Below are 18,402 nucleotides of genomic sequence, written 5' to 3'. Positions count from 1 at the left end.
GACAGCGTCTTTTGCAAACTTTGCACGCGTCAAAGTGTGGGTTAACCACCGCTCAATTACCTTCTTCCATTTTAGATGTTATTGATTCTTTAACAAAAGCAGGCTATGAGGCTTATATCGTGGGTGGCGGTGTTCGTGACCTAATGTTGGGACAAAGTCCTAAAGATTACGATGCTGTTACCAATGCGACACCCTCTCAAATCAAAGAGGTTTTTGGTCGTCGTTGCCGAATTATTGGTCGTCGTTTCGAATTAGCACATGTTTATTCGGGGCGTGAACTGATCGAGGTTGCAACTTTTCGAGCACCTCCTAAAAAAGCCATTACCTCATCTGCAGGTATGATTTTACGTGATAATAATTGGGGAACAATCGAGCAAGATTTTGCTCGTCGTGACTTTTCTATTAATGCTTTGTATTATCAACCACGTAAAGGTATTGTGCTCGATTTTTGTAACGCAGTTGATGATATCAAAACAAAAACTTTACGTTTATTAGGTGATCCTGCATTACGTTTTGAAGAAGATCCTGTACGTATGTTACGGACTTTACGTTTTGCTGCAAAACTGAATTTTAATATTGATGCTGCGATTTTAGACATCTTTACACCTGAAATGACGAAGCTTTTACGTGATGTTTCACCACATCGTTTATATGATGAATCACAAAAGTTATTTACGATGGGGCATTTGCATCGTGTGATGCCAATGTTGATTAAGTTTGGAATTTGGCAACAATTATTTGCTGATCTAAAAACAGAAATCACGCCATTTATTGAACGTGCTGCATCAAATACAGATCAACGTATTCAAATCGGTAAAACCATCAATCCTGCATTTTTCTACGCAGTATTGTTATGGGAAAATTATTTACAACGTTGTAGTTTTTACCATACAAAAGGAACGGTTGCGGCTGAAGCACGCGCACAAGCAGGTTTAGATGTATTAAAACGTCAAGCGACTCGAACCATTATTCCACGTTTTGCAGAAACGTTTATTCGTGAAGTTTGGGAAATGCAAAATCGTTTATTAAACCCAAAACCACAGCAAATAGAAGCACTTTCTGGGCATGCACGTTTTAGAGCAGGCTTTGACTTTTTATTATTAAGAGAAAAGTCTGGTGATGCTTCAACAAATGGTATGGGTGCATGGTGGGATGCTTATCAAAACATGTCCACAGACGAAAAAGAGCGTGCTATTAGTACCTATAATCGTCAACGTGCGAAGAGCCGTCGTAAAACAACCACTGAAGAAAGTGTAGAGGCTAAAGTTTCTACACAAATTGAACCTTTAGTGAAAGAGTCAGAAACACGTAGTCGTCGTTCACGTAAAACACAGTCTGAAGTGAAAAAAACGGTGCCACAAACCGTTGCTCATACAGCAGGAGAGATCAGTCCTGATCATCCGATTTTAAAACGTAGACGTGTGCAGCGTGACTTAGCCAAAGTTGTTTTTGGACCAACACAATGAGTGTCATCACTTATATCGGCTTAGGCAGTAATTTAGGGGATTCACAGCAGATTTTACGAGAAGCTGTGCATCAACTTAGACAATTAGGCGCTGTAAAAGTTTCAAAGTTATATCATAGCCCGCCAATGGGACCACAAGATCAGCCTCATTATCATAATGCTGTTGCGCAGTTGGTCACAGACTTAGCGCCATTGGCTTTATTAGATGAATTACAACGTATTGAAAATGAGTCTGGTCGAGTGCGTTTGCGTCGTTGGGGTGAGCGAACTTTAGATTTAGATCTTTTGCTTTATGCTGAAAAAAACATTATAAATGAGCGACTCAATGTGCCACATATTGGTATTTTAGAGCGTGATTTTGTAGTGATTCCATTGTTGGACTTAGACTCAAAACTCGAAGTTAATGGTCAATCTTTACAAAACTTAGAACTTGTACAACATTCAACTTTAACAGTTTTAGCTGATACACATTGGGCAGATATTGAGCCTGTTGAAGGCTAAGAAACTCTCAATGATAGAGGAAAATCGTCATGATTAGTCTAAGTGATTTACGAAAGTTTAAAACGCAAGGACGTAAATTCTCATGCTTAACTTGTTACGATGCAAGTATGGCAAAAGCAATGCAAGTTGCTGAAATTGACAGTATCTTAATCGGTGATTCCTTAGGAATGACCATTCAAGGGCATGATTCAACATTACCTGTTACAGTGGCTGATATGGCATATCATACTGCCGCAGTACGCCGTGGCAATCAGCACTCATTTATTTTATGTGATTTACCATTTATGAGTTATGCCACCTTAAATGACGCTTTAGTAAATTCTAAAACAGTCATGCAAGCAGGTGCGCAAATGGTCAAACTCGAAGGTGGAGAATGGCTGGCTGAAACTGTGCAAACATTGACTCGTAATGGTATTCCTGTTTGTGTGCATTTAGGTTTAACACCACAATCTGTGCATGTCTTTGGCGGTTATAAATTACAAGCAAAAACTCGTGAAGCAGCAGATCAGCTTATTCATGACTGTAAAGCTGTTGTCGCAGCAGGTGCAGCAGTTTTATTGCTTGAATGTGTACCAGCACAATTAGGTCAAGAAATTACAGAATTATTTCCAGATGTACCTGTTATTGGTATTGGCGCAGGGAAAGAAACGGATGGTCAAGTTCTGGTCGTACAAGATATGTTAGGACTTACTTTTGGTAAAGTGGCACGTTTTGTGCGTAACTTTATGAAAGAACAGGCAGGTGATACTGCTATTGTAGATGCATTTAAGGCGTATCATATTGCAGTGCAAGATCAATCATTTCCTGCAATTGAACATACTTTTCAAGTCGAGCTATAAACATGAAAACTGAAACCACTATTCAAGGATTATCGGCATCATTAAATCCTGCTCGATCGGCACGAAAAATCATTGGTTTTGTCCCGACGATGGGAAATCTTCATGAAGGGCATTTAAACCTTGTTCGTGCAGCACGTAAATTGTGTGATGTCGTTGTGGTCAGTATTTTTGTAAATCCAATTCAGTTTGGACCAAATGAGGATTTTGATAATTATCCTCGTACATTGGAGCATGACAGTCATTTATTAGCAGAAGTTGGATGTGATATTGTTTTTGCACCTTCTGTTGAGCAAATGTATGGCAATCAACCACGCTTGACCAATATTAGTGTAGGTGAAATTACCAACGATTTATGTGGCTTACAACGTGCTGGGCATTTTGATGGCGTTGCGGTTGTTGTCACAAAATTATTTAATATTGTACAACCCAATTTTGCTTTTTTTGGTCAAAAAGATTATCAACAATTGGCTGTAATTAAACAGCTAGTCCGTGATCTGAATATGGCGATTGAAGTGATTGGTGTGCCGATTGCACGTGCAACAGATGGTTTAGCATTAAGTTCACGTAATGGTTATTTGTCTGAACAAGAACGTCAAACTGCACCAACGATTTACGCAACTTTACAGGCAGCTGAAAAACAATTGCAAAATGGACAGGACTTGAATTCAGTCTTGGCTGACATTCGTAGTCAACTGACTGATGCTGGTTTTGTTGTAGATTATGTTGAGGCACGTAGTCCTTCTTTGCAAAAGATTAGTCAATTTGATCAAGATGTTGTATTGTTCATCGCAGCCAAACTTGGAAAAACACGTTTGATTGATAATTTACAGGTCAAACATTCTACTTAAAAATAAAAATTAGGGTCGCCATGCCATGAAGCGTATACTTATCGTGACAGGACAATCTGGGTCAGGAAAATCATCTGCTTTGCAGGTTTTAGAAGATTTGGGCTATTACTGTATTGATAACTTACCCTTGGTATTGCTACCCGAAATTGTTGAAAAATTAGATAAAGAAAATAATTTAGAACAACTTGCACTCGGCGTAGATGTACGAAGTACACAGGCAGATTTACAAGGTTTTGATCACGTCTTTCAGCTCTTGCAAAAGCAAGGTGAAGTTGATGTTATTTATTTGACAACTCGTGACCAAGAGCTCATTTCTCGTTTTAGTGCTTCTCGCCGACCACATCCATTATCAGCGCGTTTTAAAAGTTTAAATGAGTGTATACAGGCAGAAAAAAGCTTATTACTGCCTATTCAATTGCGTGCAACAGTACATATCGACACTTCTGATAAAAGTGTACACGATTTAAAAGATATCTTATTGTCCAAACTCGGACAGTCAGATAAACTCATCTTGATTTTACAATCATTTGGCTATAAATATGGTATTCCTTTAGATGCCGATTTTGTCTTTGATGTGCGTCATCTACCCAATCCACATTGGGATTTAGAGTTACGTAAATTTTCGGGTTTGGATGCACCTGTAAAAAAATTCTTAGAAGACAGTCCACAAGCCAATGATATGTACAATGATATTTATCATTTTTTAAACAAATGGTTGCCAGCATTTTCTGAAGGTCATCGACATTATATTACCGTGTCGATTGGCTGTACGGGTGGGCAACATCGCTCAGTTTATATCGTAGATCGATTGAAAGCAGCACTACAGTCGAAATGGACGATTCAAGTATTACATAGAGAAATGAAGCACTGGTCATGATTGACACAACTGTTGACGTAATTAATAAATTAGGGTTACATGCGCGGGCATCTGGAAAACTCATTGAAGTCACCACCAAGTTTCGTTCTTCGATTCAAATTGGTAAGGGTGATAAATTAGTCGATGCCAAGAACATCCTTTCTTTACTTATGCTTGGAGCAGGTAAAGGAACCACTTTGCGTCTAGTGATTGACGGAGCAGATGAAGAAAAGGCTTTATCTGAAGTTCAAGCACTATTTGCAGCTAAATTTTACGAGGCAGAATAATCGTGGCACGTCGTCCGCAACGTTTTACTGAAGATGATTTTGATTCTTTAGAAGGACGTGCAAGTAAATCAGAACAGAAAAGAGCTGTACAACGTATGGCTGCTTTAGGTGAGCAGCTTGCTGACTTATCCAAAAAGCAAATTGAGGCTTTACCTGTTGAGGAGCGCTTGATTGAAGCATTGCTTGATGTGCAGTTGATTACATCGTTTGAGGCTCGTCGTCGTCAGTTTCAACGTATTGGTAAATTACTGCGCAATGAAGATGAGGCAGTGATTTTGTCTTATCTGACACCTAAGCAAGGTATAAAAAAACTAGCGCAATTAGATCGTTGGGTTGATCGTATGATTGAACAACGAGATCCTGCGATTAAAGAGTTTTGTAAGTCTTATAATGCAGCAGAAAGTCATTCTTTGCGTCAGCATGTATTACGTATTCATCGTGATATTTCATTGCAAGCGACAGAAGAAGAGTTGGCTGAGTCTAAACAGAAGTTTTTAAACTATGTTCAGCAAGTTGCTTTATTGTCTGAGCAAGGTAAAGCCAAGTAATTTTTATTCACTTGAATTTGATTGTAAAAACGACCTTTTGTGGGTCGTTTTTTTATTGTGTGGGTGATTTTATACATTTTTATGATCATATAAATTTATTGCTTAAAATGAGCGAGAATTTGAGTTTAATAACTTTTACCAAATAATATGCCAAATATAAGGCAAATCTTTGTATAAATTGATCAGTCATGTCTGTGAGTTTATTTCACTTCTTCCAAGTCCTCTCCTAAAACAGGAGAGGGGGATTTTAGGGATTAACTGAACTCACCGACTGAGCGTTCTTTTGCCCAATCTCTTAAGATAAACTTCTGTAATTTACCTGTTGAGGTTTTTGGAATTTCACCAATCACCACATCTTTAGGGACTTTAAAACGCGCCAAGTGTTGTTTACAGAACTCGATCACCTCTTCAGGTGTGGTTGTCGCACCTTGTTTTAACTCAATAAAGGCACAAGGTACTTCCTGCCAACGTGGATCAGGTTTTGCCACCACAGCCGCCGTCATGATGGCTGGATGGGTATACAGTACTTCCTCAACTTCAAGAGAAGAGATATTTTCTCCCCCAGAAATGATAATGTCTTTCGAGCGATCCATAATTTTGGCATAACCATCAGGTTGGCAAACCGCAAGGTCACCTGTATGGAACCACCCACCTTTAAAGGCTTCTTCGGTCGCTTGCGTATTTTTCAGATAACCTTTCATGACAATGTTGCCACGGAACATGATTTCGCCCATGGTGGTTCCATCATTAGGAACGGGCTGCATGGTTTCAGGGTCAAGCACACGCATACCATCTTGCAATGGATAAGGCACACCTTGACGAGAATGTAACTGTGCTTGCTCGCTGATGGAGAGTTCACTCCAACCTGCTTGTGAGGCACACAGTGCAGATGGACCATAGGTTTCAGTTAAACCATAAACATGATTGACCTGTACACCAATATGATGCATACCTTCAATAATTGCCGCAGGCGGTGCAGCACCTGCCACCATGACTTCAACACGATGGTCAAATTTGATTTGTTGGTCTTTTGGTGTATTGATCAGCATAGACAATACAATCGGTGCACCACAGAAATAATCGACTTTGTATTGATTAATCAATTTAAAAATCAGTTCAGGATCAATTTTACGTAAGCAGATATTGGTACCGCCATTGGCTGCCACAGTCCATGCAAAACACCAACCATTGCAGTGAAACAATGGTAATGTCCATAAATATTTACAACGTGGGGTCATGCCACAGGCAATGATATTACTTGCTGCATTGATATAGGCACCACGATGATGATAGACCACACCTTTCGGGTTGCCTGTCGTACCTGAAGTATAATTTAGACTGATGGCATCCCATTCATCTTGCGGTAAATGCCATTCAAAGTTTTCATCTCCGCCTTTGAGCCAGTCTTCATATTCGATCTGACCAATGCGTGGAGTAGAGTCGTTATTTTCGTACTCTACATCTGCCACATCAATGATATAGATTTCCTGATCAATCAGCGTGATAGCTTCTTGCGCCAATGCAGCAAATTCAGGATCGACCAAAAGTACTTTGGTTTCGGCATGCTCAAGCATGAAAGCAATGGTTTTTGCATCTAAACGAGTATTTAAGGTGTTGAGTACAGCACCTGACATAGGCACTGCAAAATGTGCTTCAACCATCGCAGGAATATTTGGAAGCAATACAGAAACGGTATCGTTCTTTTTGATGCCTAAATTTTGTAATTGATGTGCAAACTGACGACAACGCGTATAAGTCTCACGCCATGAGATATGACGAGCACCATGTACGATCGCATCCTGATGTGGATAAATATAAGCAGCACGCTCTAAATAACGCAACGGTGACAATGCTACAAAGTTGGCAGGTGTACGCGGTAATTCATCATAAGCACTGACCATGTTTAGCTCCATCTGTATTTGTTTTAATTTCCATGTTTAAAAGATATGCATATCAAGCCTTGAATGCATTTATGCTTTAGTCGAGTATTTATTCTAATTTGAATTGTAGAGAAAAGTTTAATTTTTTTATTTTTGAAAAATATTTTATAAATATCTGATTTTTATTAAAATGAAAGTTAAATAAGCAAATCTTAATCTCTATTTCAATAAAAAAATATGACGAAGATCGGTGTAAAGTGAACGCTGAAGTCTATTTTTAAGATATTCAAGCTGTTTTATATCCAACTGAAAATAAGGTAAATAGCGCCAGTTTGAGTTTAATTTAAATATTATGTAACTTTTATCATAGATAAAAAATTTAAATGTTGAATTCATTGAGTCAAAACAGAATGAAATGCTTCACAAAGGTTTATTAATCACCATGAAAGGTGTAAAATTTTTCACACTTTAAATATGTTGCACCGATTTTATCTTGAGGGTCTTCCTCGATCATAATCTCGCGGTGATATGCTCTATTGTACGGGGCATCACTCCTTAAGGATTTTTAAATATGCCTATTATCACATTGCCAAATGGCGATCAAAAAAGTTTTGACCAAGCTGTTTCTGTCATGGAAGTTGCACAGAGTATTGGACCTGGACTTGCAAAAAATACGGTTGCAGGGAAAGTGAATGGTCGCTTAGTTGATGCAAGTGATTTAATTACTGAAGATGCTACGCTTGAAATTATTACACCTAAAAATCAAGAAGGTGTAGAAATCATTCGTCACTCATGTGCGCACTTGGTGGGTCATGCAGTAAAACAATTATTCCCAGAAGCAAAAATGGTGATTGGACCTGTCATTGAAGAAGGTTTCTACTATGACATCTGGATGCCACGTCCATTTACTTTAGATGATATGGCAGCGATTGAAGAGCGTATGAAACAGCTCATCAATCAGGACTACGATGTCATCAAAAAAATGACGCCTCGTGATGAAGTGATTGCTGAATTTACTGCGCGTGGTGAAGAATATAAATTACGCTTGATTGCAGACATGCCTGAAGAAACTCAAATGGGCTTGTACTATCATCAAGATTATTTAGATATGTGCCGTGGTCCACACGTACCAAATACTAAATTCTTAAAATCATTCAAACTCACTAAAATCTCTGGTGCTTACTGGCGTGGTGATGCGAAGAATGAACAGCTACAACGTATTTACGGTACAGCTTGGGCTGATAAAAAAGAATTAGCTGCATATATCAAGCGTATTGAAGAAGCTGAAAAACGTGACCATCGTAAAATTGGTAAAGCTTTAGACTTGTTCCATATGCAAGAAGAAGCACCAGGTATGGTGTTCTGGCATCCAAATGGCTGGACGATTTACCAAGTCCTTGAACAGTACATGCGTAAAATTCAGCAGGACAATGGCTACGAAGAAATTCGTACACCACAAATTGTAGATTTTACATTGTGGGAAAAATCAGGTCATGCGGCGAACTATGCAGACAATATGTTTACGACTCATTCAGAAAGTCGTAACTATGCTGTAAAACCAATGAACTGCCCATGTCACGTGCAAGTCTTTAACCAAGGTTTAAAATCTTACCGTGATTTGCCAATTCGTTTGGCAGAGTTTGGTTCATGTCACCGTAACGAACCATCAGGTTCGCTGCACGGCATCATGCGTGTACGTGGCTTTACTCAAGATGATGCACACATTTTCTGTACTACTGAACAAATCGGTAAAGAAGTTGCAGACTTTATTAAACTGACTTTAGATGTTTATAAAGACTTTGGCTTTGAAGACGTGCAAATGAAACTGTCTACACGCCCTGAAAAACGTGTGGGTGCAGATGAGCTTTGGGATGTTGCAGAAAAATCTTTGGCAGATGCTTTAGATGAAGCGGGTCTAGACTGGGAAGAGCAGCCAGGTGAAGGTGCGTTCTATGGTCCGAAGATTGAATTTTCATTGAAAGACTGTTTAGGTCGTATCTGGCAGTGCGGTACAATTCAGTGTGACTTTAACTTACCATTACGCTTAGACGCTTCTTATGTCACAGAAGACAACGATCGTGACCATCCTGTGATGTTGCATCGTGCAATTCTTGGCAGTTTTGAACGTTTTATTGGTATACTTATTGAACATTACGCAGGCTTTATGCCACCATGGTTGGCACCCGTCCAAGCATGTGTCATGAATATTACCGATTCTCAAGCAGCAGCATGTGAAAATGTAGTTGCAAAACTCAAAGAAAATGGCATTCGCGCGATTTCAGACTTGAGAAATGAGAAAATCGGCTTTAAGATTCGTGAGCGTACTCTAGAACGAATTCCTTACCTATTGGTACTTGGGGACCGAGAAGTTGAGGAAGGTACAGTCAATGTCCGTACTCGTTCAGGAAAAAATTTAGGTACTATGTCAATCGATGCATTTGTTGACCTAGTGAAAGTAGCCGTAGCCGAACGTGGCCGGTATATTGTGGAGTAAGAAAGATTAAACAGCCTGACCGTAACCAACAACAAGGTGCTAAAAGCAATCGTCCTGCATTAAACGATGAGATTAAGGCAAAAGAAGTCCGTCTCGTCGCTGCAGATGGAGAACAAAAAGGCATCGTGACGCTTGCAGAAGCGTTACGTGCTGCTGAAGACGCAGATCTTGACCTTGTTGAGATTGTGGCAAATGCAGAACCGCCTGTTTGTAAAATCATGGATTTCAACAAACATTTATTTGATCTGAAGCAAAAGCAAAAAGATGCTAAAAAGAAACAGCATCAAGTTCAAGTCAAAGAAATCAAGTTGCGCCCAGGTACAGATGTTGGTGATTACAACGTTAAGTTGCGTGCTATTCTGAAGTTTCTTGAAGAAGGCAACAAAGTCAAAATTACTCTACGTTTCCGTGGTCGTGAAATGGCTCACCAACAACTTGGTCTTGCTCAATTACAAAAAATTGAAGCAGATGTTGCTGAGTTTGGTGTTGTTGAACAAGCGCCAAAAATGGAAGGTCGTCAAATGGGTATGTTACTTGGACCGAAAAAGAAAAAGTAATATTCTCCTGATCCTAAAAAGCACTGCTCATGCAGTGCTTTTTTTTGGGAAATGAAAAATGATATCTAAAAGTTTGTTATCTTTATGGATAAAAATTCCTAAGCTGATAAAGGGTAAAAGCTGCATTTTTATCTAAAAGCATGCTATAAAAGTTGAATAACACGATATAACATTGAAAAAAGTGAAAATGGAAAGGATTGAAAATGATTGATTTGTATTATTGGGGCACACCCAATGGACATAAAATTACCATTGCTCTTGAAGAAATGGGTTTGGAATATCAAATATTTCCGATCAATATTTTAGAAAATGATCAGTTTCAGCCTGATTTTTTAAGGATTTCTCCCAACAATAAAATTCCTGCAATTGTTGACCAAAATGGTCCAAATGGTGAGCCGATTTCAGTGTTTGAGTCTGGTGCAATTTTGCAATATTTAGGTCGAAAAACGGGTCTGTATTATCCAAGCAATGAACAAGATCGAGTAGATGTAGAGCAATGGTTAATGTGGCAAATGGGTGGCTTTGGTCCTATGCTTGGGCAAAATCATCATTTTAGTCAGTTTGCAAAAGAACAAGTTCCTTATGCAATAGATCGTTTTGTGGCGGAAACTAAACGTTTATATTCAGTTTTAAACAAACAATTGATTGGGCAAAAATTTGTAGCAGGAGAGTATTCGATAGCTGATATGGCGATTTTGCCTTGGGTGTTACGTCACGAATGGCAGCAAATCCAACTTGAAGATTATCCATATGTTAAAGAGTATGTGGAGCGCATGACAGCTCGACCTGCTGTGCAAAGAGCTTTATCCATCAAAATCTAAATTGTTATGTTAAAATCCAAAACCACCGATTTCGGTGGTTTTGGATTTGTGGATATCAACAATGAAAGCATTTTTTTTAAATTTCACTCTAGCTTTGGAAAAAAATCCAAAAATTTATTGGAGTGTGATTATAGGTGTTGCGCTATGTTTAGCTTTATATATTGCTGAAATTATTCATATTCAAACTGTTTTTTCAAGTATTCAGTCACAAGACCGAGTAGTGGTACGGGCAATCATTGACCCACTCGCACAGCGTTATCATTGGGGACGTATGGCGGTTATGATTTTGGCTGTCATTTGGGCAAACTTACAATATTTTAAAACCAAGAAACAGCTTAAATTATAACGAAAATAGAGTCCCTCATGATTAAGGCCGATCGTATGAAAGCAACCATTGCACAACATTTTTTTGCAAGTTGTCTGTGTATGTTTTTGACTGCAATCATTTGTGCTTATTTGCAAAATAAATATTCGGTTGATCGTGTAGGTATATTAGTTTTTGCGTTGATGTCTATTGTTGGTTTAGTATTTTCAATTACTTTTGCATTTTTACAGAAAAAATTAAAACAGAATATAAAGAATACTGTTATTTTAACGAGCATACTTGCTATTTATTTGGTGTTATTAAATTATTTTTATCATGTACAAATAAATGATTATATATTTCTAGGATGGCAATTAAAGTTTACATTCTTGCAAAAAATAATAAACTCAGCATATTCTTTTTGGCTAGCTTATTTAGTTCCTTTTATTATTTCATTCTTTTACGCAAAAATTCATACTAAAACCCTGTTAAATTAGTTATATGGCATATTTTTTACTGTTTTTATCGGCTTTTGGTGCAGCAACTTTACTTCCTTTACAGTCTGAAGCAGTCTTGATTGGACTACTAGCTCAAGAAAAATATTCAGTTTTTGGACTGATAATAATTGCATCTATAGGGAATATATTGGGTTCATGTATAAATTGGTACTTGGGATTAAAAATAGAGCAGTTTAAACATAAAAAATGGTTTCCTGTATCTGAATCAAATATGATTAAAGCGGAAAAAATTTATCAAAAATATGGATTTTGGTCATTATTTTTAAGTTGGATGCCGATTATTGGTGACCCGATTACTTTAATTGCGGGATTATTAAAAGAACAGTTTTGGCGCTTTTTATTTATCGTTACTTTAGCAAAAACAGGACGATATATTTTTATTTACTTATTTTATGTTGGCTTTTTTTAAAATATATATCAAAAATATACATTCAAATGAGTAAAGAAATATTTTCATGTAAAATTTAAAGGTTATTGCTTTTGTTTTGTACGCAGATGATTTAGAATACTGCCTCCCTTACCTGCAGGTCGTGCTCGCAATGGTGCGAACGTACCGAACAGGTGTTTAAAGAGGTTGTTATGGCTAAGTTAAAAACTCGCCGTGGTGCAGCTAAGCGTTTCAAAGCGACTGCTAACGGTTTCAAGCGTAAACAAGCGTTCAAACGCCACATTTTGACCAAAAAATCTGCTAAACGTATTCGTCAATTGCGCGGTTGTGTCATGGTTCACGTAAGTGACATGAATTCAGTTCGTCGTATGTGCCCATACATCTAAGGAGATTATAAATGGCTCGTGTAAAACGTGGTGTACAGGCTCATCGCCGTCATAAAAAAATTCTTGCTCGTGCTAAAGGTTACTATGGTGCGCGTTCACGTGTTTATCGTGTAGCGTTCCAAGCGGTAATTAAAGCTGGTCAATATGCTTACCGTGACCGTCGTCAAAAGAAACGTCAATTCCGTGCTTTATGGATTGCGCGTATCAATGCTGGTGCTCGTCAAAATGGTTTGTCGTACAGCCGTATGATCGATGGCTTGAAAAAAGCTCAAGTGATCATCGACCGTCGCGTACTTGCTGACATTGCTATGCATGACTCAGTTGCATTTGCTGCTTTAGCTGAAAAAGCTAAAGGTGCATTAGCTGCATAATCATCATTGATGATTAAAAGAAGACCGCTATTTTGCGGTCTTTTTTTGTGCTTGAGCTTCAAGAAAAACATTTTCAGACAGTGTGTAATTATGCCAATGATAGCGTGCTGGAAACATATAAGTTTGCTGAACTTGTAGATTAGAGTTGTACTTAGGATAATTTTTACTGATATAGAATTTATCATCACCATTGCTCGGTTGCCACACTTGTTGCTTGCTTGAAACTTCAATGAGTTTTGCTGAATAGTTTATTTCTGTTCCAAAATTTGCGGTGTAATAACTATGCACAATAGGCAATAAAAATGCATATAAGGCAATCGTTATAAAGAAACTTGAAATCATTGCACCTAGAAAGGCAAGCTGTTCAATCTCTTTACGGATCCATAAAAAACTTGGAATAAAGATCAGGAGAAAAATACTACAAAAAACTGGAAAAGTAGGATAATCAGTGAAAAATAAAAAAGGGGCTTGAGCTGCTAAAAACATGCCAAGTCCACCAATAGGAACACTCGCGATCAGTAAATAGGCAATCCGTGGACTTATATTAATATTGATTTGTTCACGCATGATGGTATTTACTTCTTTTGCGGATAAGCTAATTTCTTGAATCCCTTCTTGAAAGTTATAATATTGTTTGAGTAATTGAATAAATTTACTTTTTTTATCTTCTTGTAAAGAAGAAATGTCTAAATCAAGTTGGAGTGTTTTAAGCGGAAAGAAATACAATTTTTCTTCAGGCTGAAATTTTTTTGTATTAAATATTGAACGTTGTAGAAAAGAGGTAAATTTATTTTGAGTGACTTTTAAAAGACCAAACTGACAATAATCAATATTTTTACGTTCAATGGCTGTTCTGAAAGGAATGTTAAAAAATGAATAGTAAATTTTCTCAGTGCTGATTATAAGTCGAGTGGCTTGATGAATCAGATCAATAAGTATATAAACCCCAATATACAAAGAAAAGAAGAAGAAGCTATCCAGTTGTTTATCTGAAATTGGAAAATGATTTAGATTGTATTTAAAATATTCAACCAAAATAGAGAAACTGAATGGCTGAGCATGCTTTTCAAACCATAAGGAAAATGGAAAAACAAAGATAATAATGATAAATAAGAGGAAAACCACAAAAATAGTGTATTTATTGAAAAATGGTTTACGATAGGAAAGGGGAAAGCTTGCTTTCATAAGTTTCTCTGTTGTTATGATTTATTAAAGTATTTTTAGCTTTTTGTTATAATAAAGAGAAATGATGATTTATAAACTTGATTCAGATTAATGGTCATTCATGTTTAAATAATGAAATCAAAAGATTAAAATAGATTTTGAAGAAAAAGTTATCCCTAAATAGGGAATAGAAATTCAAAATCAATATTTTTATAATCATTTATGTATTCTAAAAATTTATAGAGGAAGTAATAAAATGAAAGTATGGGGGCTACTCTTTTGTACGATTTTTTTATCAAACGATGCTATTGCAAAAAAGACTATGACATGGGATGCAAATACACGTGGAGAAGCGTGTAGTAGCGCAAAAAAAATTTTAGAAATTAGAGGCAAACAAGCAAAAAATGATTGTCAATGTACGCAAAAAACGAATGGTACTTGGACGTGTGCAGCAGAAAGTAAGAGTTAAATGAGTGGTTTTAAAATAGAATACTCTATAATTAAGCCAATAGCGCATTCTGTGACTTATTGAAAATTAAATAGATTTATCGGATTGTTTATCTGATTTGGGTAGTATTTTATATAGTGCATATAGAAAAGCGATTGCAAATACAAAAATATTTCCCCAATGTACTGTGAAATATGCCAATGCCCATAAAGCACAGTAACACCACAGCATAAACCATAAAAATTTGATCAGTCCAAACCAGTTAAAACCAGACGTTTTTTCATCAGATTGTATATTCTCAGTGTCATTTATATTTGAATGATTAATTGAGTCATCTAGTGAATTTTCTATGATTTTTGATGGAGTAGCAAAGGATGTATGTAGTTGTCTTTGTGTATGAAGTGCAGAATCTTGATAATGGTTAGCACTATGCTTTAACAAAATAGGAAATAACTCATCTAGAGTTTGATTTGCTTTTGAGAACTCTTTTTTTTCATTTTCAGACATATGCCAATAAGCTGCATATTCATTTTTACTATGAGATTCAACATTAAAAGCGTGAGTAAGTGCGGCAGCATTGATGATTAAATTGCTGGCATAATTACGTTTTAAACTAAATGGTAATAATGGAAACTGTTCTTCTTTCTTGTATAAATTACCTTCATAACAATTATTTTCTGTTAGTGGGACAGGAAAGGTTCCGTAACGTTTGGAAATTTCAAAATTATAGACTTTATTTTGATAATCATCATAAAAAGATTTCCATGAAATAGGGTGTAAATCAGCTAAAATTTTATCAGTAAATTCAGGAGATATATCCATTAATACATAATTTTCAACACTTTCATGATAATTGTTATAGTCTGATTGCAGTGGAAACTCATTTTCATCATATTCTTGCCAAAGTGGTTTCTCGTCAACATGAATTAACACTTTAAAAATTTGATTTGGGAAATGGCAAACGATACAAAAACTATATTCACTTACATTAAAATAAAAGATTTTAGAATCAAGCAGTGGTGGCAATAGCTCAGAAGAAAAATGCAAACTGATTTTATCAAGTCCTTGTATTTTAAAGTGATTAATTGTGTGTGAGGCGGAACCTGCTAATAAGGTGCCATATTCAAGATCGCGTAATATTGGAAAGTGCGTGAAAATTAAGGGATGGCGATCTAAAATTTCTGAATCAATTGAACCACTGAGGTATTTATTTCCATAACTGACGAAAGCAACTTGGCGATAAGCTCTTTCTAAATACATTCTTCTTTTCCTGTTATGATCTGTTTTTCATCTTTATTAAATAGCATGCGTAAGAAACAATGAGAAAACAATACCATTTCCGTCAAGTTGGTGAAGATACTCTGATTTGGGATGTTCATCATTTGGTTCGACTGAGTCAGAATTTTCCTGTTCAACATATTGAATTAAATCGTATTCAAGAACTCAACGAAGCGTATTGGTTTCCAAACACACACCCAACAACACAACAAATTATTGAACATATTCAACTGATTCAAGAGGCAGATTTAAGTTATCCCATTATTTTGTGTGCTGATGGTCGTGTGATGGATGGTATGCATCGAGTGGCAAAAGCTCAATTATTGAATCAAAAAATGATCCAAGCGGTGCAGTTTAAAGAAACGCCTTCACCCGACTTTGTTAATATTGATGAAGATGAGCTTGGGTATGAGGATGAAAGCGATTTGAATTGCTGAAAATATACAGAATATAAACATGAATATCCTATTTGTTTATCATTAAGTCAAATACATTAGAAAGATAATAAAATCAGGAGCTTCCCATGCTTGTTACAATTCAAGGTTTAGATCAAGGTGCAATAGAAGTAAAATTAGATGTCTTACCACGAGAAGGTGAGTATTTAAAAATAGTTTATGGGGCAGATGCAGAAGTTGAAGGCGAAGTTGCTTCAATTAATCATTATATTAATCAACATGCAGATAAGCAGAAAGTTACAATAGCATTAAAACCAATTAACTAATTTTTGAAAATAGAACATTAAAAGTAGCTTTTTTGCTACTTTTTTTATGAAAATAAGATCTGTAAATAATGATGAATAGAATTAATGTAGTAGGGACTTCCGCTTCGGGAAAGTCAACATTTGCCAGAAAATTGGCGAAAAAATTAAGTTTAGAATACATTGAATTAGATGATTTATTGTGGGTGGATGACTGGCAAGAAACACCTAATCCTGAGTTTTTTCGAAAAATTGAAAACGCGATTGCACAAGCTGAACAGAATCCAGATAAACAAGGTTATGTGATTGATGGTAATTATAGTCGAACGACACAGATGACTTGGAAGAAAATTGATACAGTGATTTGGCTAGATCTACCATTTGCTGTGAATTTATTTCAGTCTGTAAAACGTGTTTTGAGTCGTGCGATTTCAAAGCAGCCTTTTTGGAAAAATTCGAATAATACGGAAAGCTTTTCACGCATGCTCAGTCAAGATTCAATTATTTTGTGGATGATCAAAACTCATCAAAAAAATCGAACAAAATATCAAGATCGAATGCAAAATCCAGATTATGCACATCTCCAATTTATTCATTTAACGTCGAAAAAACAGATCAAACAGTTTTTAGAAAGTATTTAATTTGTTGAAAATATTTGCTTGAAAAATAGAAAAGAGGCAAAAATGATTCGTATTGCAACACTTGATGATGCTGAGCAGATGGCAAAAATTCATGTACAAAGTTGGCATGAAACTTATACAGGTATAATTAGACAAGAAATTTTAGATGGTCGAAGTGTAGAGGATTGTAAGCAACTTTGGCAAAAGTTAATTGTTGATCAGCAGCATCGAATTACGGTGTATGAAAAAGATGGTGTGGTTTCTGGTTTTTTAGATGGTTATTTGAATCCTGAGCAAATGATAGCTGAAATTCGTGCATTTTATTTGTTGAAAATAATCCATGGGCAAGGCATTGGTCGTGCGATGTTTGAACAATTTTATTTATCTTTAAAGCCTGAACAACATTCAACTTTACGTTTAGGCGTTTTGAATAAAAACCCGAGTCGCTTTTTTTATGAAAAAATGGGTGGAACTGCGATTGGTGAGGAATCGATTCCTGAATACGGTAAAAATATTGTTGAAATTTTTTATCAATGGGAAATTCAGAAAATCGTATAGAAAATAGGATGTGATATGAGTGATTTTCAATATTTAACAGCATTGCAAGAGCAAGTCCGTAAAGGACAACGCCATAAATATTTATGTTTTTGGGGGCATACACCTAAGCAAAAAACTGTCGTAGATAAGAGTTGTTTTAGTCAGTGGTTTCCAAGTAAATTTGAAGTTGATGGTGTGCAATATAAAAATACTGAACAGTATATGATGGCTCAAAAAGCTAAACTCTTTGGTGATGATGAAATTTTAAATAAGATACTACAAACCGCTGACCCTAAAGAGATTAAGGCTTTAGGACGTTTAGTGAAAGGCTATCAAGAAAGTGTATGGCTAGAACATCGTTTTAATATTGTCGTACAAGGAAATTTAGCTAAATTTTCTCAAAATGAAGATTTAAAACAATTTTTACTCAATACAGGAGAGCGTGTATTGGTTGAAGCTTCACCTGTAGACAAAATCTGGGGAATTAGTTTGTCTGCGGACGATGAAAAAGCAGAAAAGCCATTGCAGTGGAAAGGGTTGAATCTTTTAGGTTTTGCCTTAATGGAAGTTAGAAAGCAACTGTAATGCTGCTTTC

24 protein-coding genes are annotated in these 18,402 nt (G+C 36.4%); 21 read left to right on the top strand and 3 right to left on the bottom strand.

Annotated features, from left to right (window positions below):
- Window positions 1-11 precede the first annotated feature (11 nt).
- The 7 genes from pcnB to yjgA are packed head-to-tail and all read left to right on the top strand — an operon-like array spanning window position 12 to window position 5,344.
- Window positions 12-1,466, top strand: coding sequence for a polynucleotide adenylyltransferase PcnB (pcnB, locus tag HX124_RS06260; protein WP_286382633.1), 1,455 nt, complete (start codon window positions 12-14; stop codon window positions 1,464-1,466).
- Entirely contained in the window at window positions 1,463-1,966 is a 504-nt protein-coding gene (folK, locus tag HX124_RS06255; RefSeq protein WP_107006704.1) for a 2-amino-4-hydroxy-6-hydroxymethyldihydropteridine diphosphokinase, read from the top strand. The genes pcnB and folK overlap by 4 nt, the downstream gene beginning before the upstream one ends.
- Window positions 1,967-1,995: 29 nt before the next feature.
- A complete protein-coding gene (panB, locus tag HX124_RS06250) occupies window positions 1,996-2,805 on the top strand; it encodes a 3-methyl-2-oxobutanoate hydroxymethyltransferase (protein ID WP_286382631.1) in 810 nt (269 codons plus the stop codon).
- 2 nt (window positions 2,806-2,807) lie between these two features.
- On the top strand, window positions 2,808-3,653 hold the full coding sequence (gene panC / locus HX124_RS06245) for a pantoate--beta-alanine ligase (RefSeq protein WP_107006702.1): 846 nt from the start codon (window positions 2,808-2,810) through the stop codon (window positions 3,651-3,653).
- A gap of 25 nt (window positions 3,654-3,678) precedes the next feature.
- The gene (gene rapZ, locus HX124_RS06240; protein WP_107006701.1) at window positions 3,679-4,530 is read left to right on the top strand and encodes an RNase adapter RapZ; all 852 of its coding nucleotides are present in this window, start codon (window positions 3,679-3,681) and stop codon (window positions 4,528-4,530) included.
- On the top strand, window positions 4,527-4,796 hold the full coding sequence (locus HX124_RS06235; RefSeq protein ID WP_065994388.1) for an HPr family phosphocarrier protein: 270 nt from the start codon (window positions 4,527-4,529) through the stop codon (window positions 4,794-4,796). The genes rapZ and HX124_RS06235 overlap by 4 nt, the downstream gene beginning before the upstream one ends.
- Before the next feature lie 2 nt (window positions 4,797-4,798).
- The gene (gene yjgA, locus HX124_RS06230) at window positions 4,799-5,344 is read left to right on the top strand and encodes a ribosome biogenesis factor YjgA (RefSeq protein WP_107006700.1); all 546 of its coding nucleotides are present in this window, start codon (window positions 4,799-4,801) and stop codon (window positions 5,342-5,344) included.
- A gap of 254 nt (window positions 5,345-5,598) precedes the next feature.
- Here the strand turns inward: yjgA and HX124_RS06225 are convergent, their stop codons facing one another.
- On the bottom strand, window positions 5,599-7,245 hold the full coding sequence (locus HX124_RS06225; protein ID WP_286382630.1) for an acyl-CoA synthetase: 1,647 nt from the start codon (window positions 7,243-7,245) through the stop codon (window positions 5,599-5,601).
- Between the two features lie 550 nt (window positions 7,246-7,795).
- On the opposite strand from HX124_RS06225, the gene thrS reads away from it, so the two are divergent.
- The 8 genes from thrS (at window position 7,796) to rplT (ending at window position 13,063) form a co-directional block, all read left to right on the top strand.
- Window positions 7,796-9,718 (top strand): threonine--tRNA ligase, encoded by a 1,923-nt coding sequence (gene thrS, locus HX124_RS06220; RefSeq protein WP_107006698.1) that lies wholly within the window; start codon window positions 7,796-7,798, stop codon window positions 9,716-9,718.
- Window positions 9,719-9,723: 5 nt separating this feature from the next.
- Window positions 9,724-10,275, top strand: a complete 552-nt coding sequence (gene infC / locus HX124_RS06215) for a translation initiation factor IF-3 (protein WP_107006697.1) — start codon at window positions 9,724-9,726, stop codon at window positions 10,273-10,275.
- A gap of 203 nt (window positions 10,276-10,478) precedes the next feature.
- The gene (locus tag HX124_RS06210) at window positions 10,479-11,096 is read left to right on the top strand and encodes a glutathione S-transferase N-terminal domain-containing protein (protein ID WP_286382628.1); all 618 of its coding nucleotides are present in this window, start codon (window positions 10,479-10,481) and stop codon (window positions 11,094-11,096) included.
- A gap of 61 nt (window positions 11,097-11,157) precedes the next feature.
- Entirely contained in the window at window positions 11,158-11,442 is a 285-nt protein-coding gene (locus tag HX124_RS06205; protein ID WP_286382626.1) for a hypothetical protein, read from the top strand.
- 17 nt (window positions 11,443-11,459) lie between these two features.
- The gene (locus tag HX124_RS06200) at window positions 11,460-11,897 is read left to right on the top strand and encodes a hypothetical protein (protein WP_286382624.1); all 438 of its coding nucleotides are present in this window, start codon (window positions 11,460-11,462) and stop codon (window positions 11,895-11,897) included.
- A 4-nt stretch (window positions 11,898-11,901) separates the two neighbouring features.
- Complete coding sequence (locus HX124_RS06195) at window positions 11,902-12,327, top strand: YqaA family protein (RefSeq protein ID WP_286382622.1); 426 nt, start codon at window positions 11,902-11,904, stop codon at window positions 12,325-12,327.
- A gap of 170 nt (window positions 12,328-12,497) precedes the next feature.
- Window positions 12,498-12,692, top strand: a complete 195-nt coding sequence (rpmI, locus tag HX124_RS06190; RefSeq protein ID WP_002054552.1) for a 50S ribosomal protein L35 — start codon at window positions 12,498-12,500, stop codon at window positions 12,690-12,692.
- An 11-nt stretch (window positions 12,693-12,703) separates the two neighbouring features.
- Window positions 12,704-13,063: a 50S ribosomal protein L20 gene (rplT, locus tag HX124_RS06185; protein WP_004723060.1), complete on the top strand. Its 360-nt coding sequence runs from the start codon at window positions 12,704-12,706 to the stop codon at window positions 13,061-13,063.
- A gap of 27 nt (window positions 13,064-13,090) precedes the next feature.
- On the opposite strand, the gene HX124_RS06180 is transcribed toward rplT, so the two are convergent.
- Entirely contained in the window at window positions 13,091-14,248 is a 1,158-nt protein-coding gene (locus HX124_RS06180; RefSeq protein ID WP_286382620.1) for a hypothetical protein, read from the bottom strand.
- A gap of 235 nt (window positions 14,249-14,483) precedes the next feature.
- On the opposite strand from HX124_RS06180, the gene HX124_RS06175 reads away from it, so the two are divergent.
- Window positions 14,484-14,696, top strand: coding sequence for a hypothetical protein (locus tag HX124_RS06175; RefSeq protein WP_107006690.1), 213 nt, complete (start codon window positions 14,484-14,486; stop codon window positions 14,694-14,696).
- A 66-nt stretch (window positions 14,697-14,762) separates the two neighbouring features.
- Here HX124_RS06175 and HX124_RS06170 read toward each other — a convergent pair whose 3' ends face one another.
- Window positions 14,763-15,935 carry a hypothetical protein gene (locus HX124_RS06170; protein ID WP_286382615.1) on the bottom strand — a complete coding sequence of 391 codons (1,173 nt, stop codon included), beginning with the start codon at window positions 15,933-15,935 and terminating at the stop codon, window positions 14,763-14,765.
- 59 nt (window positions 15,936-15,994) lie between these two features.
- Here HX124_RS06170 and HX124_RS06165 point away from each other — a divergent pair, with 59 nt between their 5' ends.
- The 5 genes from HX124_RS06165 to ybiA all read left to right on the top strand — a co-directional run bounded on the left by HX124_RS06165 (window position 15,995) and on the right by ybiA (window position 18,392).
- Window positions 15,995-16,390, top strand: a complete 396-nt coding sequence (locus tag HX124_RS06165) for a hypothetical protein (RefSeq protein ID WP_286382613.1) — start codon at window positions 15,995-15,997, stop codon at window positions 16,388-16,390.
- A gap of 86 nt (window positions 16,391-16,476) precedes the next feature.
- Window positions 16,477-16,674 carry a hypothetical protein gene (locus HX124_RS06160; protein WP_286382611.1) on the top strand — a complete coding sequence of 66 codons (198 nt, stop codon included), beginning with the start codon at window positions 16,477-16,479 and terminating at the stop codon, window positions 16,672-16,674.
- Between the two features lie 71 nt (window positions 16,675-16,745).
- Window positions 16,746-17,291, top strand: a complete 546-nt coding sequence (locus HX124_RS06155; protein ID WP_286382833.1) for an AAA family ATPase — start codon at window positions 16,746-16,748, stop codon at window positions 17,289-17,291.
- Window positions 17,292-17,333: 42 nt separating this feature from the next.
- The gene (locus HX124_RS06150; protein WP_286382609.1) at window positions 17,334-17,828 is read left to right on the top strand and encodes a GNAT family N-acetyltransferase; all 495 of its coding nucleotides are present in this window, start codon (window positions 17,334-17,336) and stop codon (window positions 17,826-17,828) included.
- A 15-nt stretch (window positions 17,829-17,843) separates the two neighbouring features.
- Entirely contained in the window at window positions 17,844-18,392 is a 549-nt protein-coding gene (gene ybiA, locus HX124_RS06145; protein WP_286382607.1) for a riboflavin biosynthesis intermediates N-glycosidase, read from the top strand.
- Window positions 18,393-18,402: the final 10 nt, after the last annotated feature.

Source organism: Acinetobacter sp. 226-1 (assembly GCF_030329325.1).
Lineage (GTDB): Bacteria > Pseudomonadota > Gammaproteobacteria > Pseudomonadales > Moraxellaceae > Acinetobacter > Acinetobacter sichuanensis.
The sequence above is the reverse complement of the archived record's forward strand: the minus strand, read 5'-3'. Positions and strand labels throughout refer to the sequence as shown.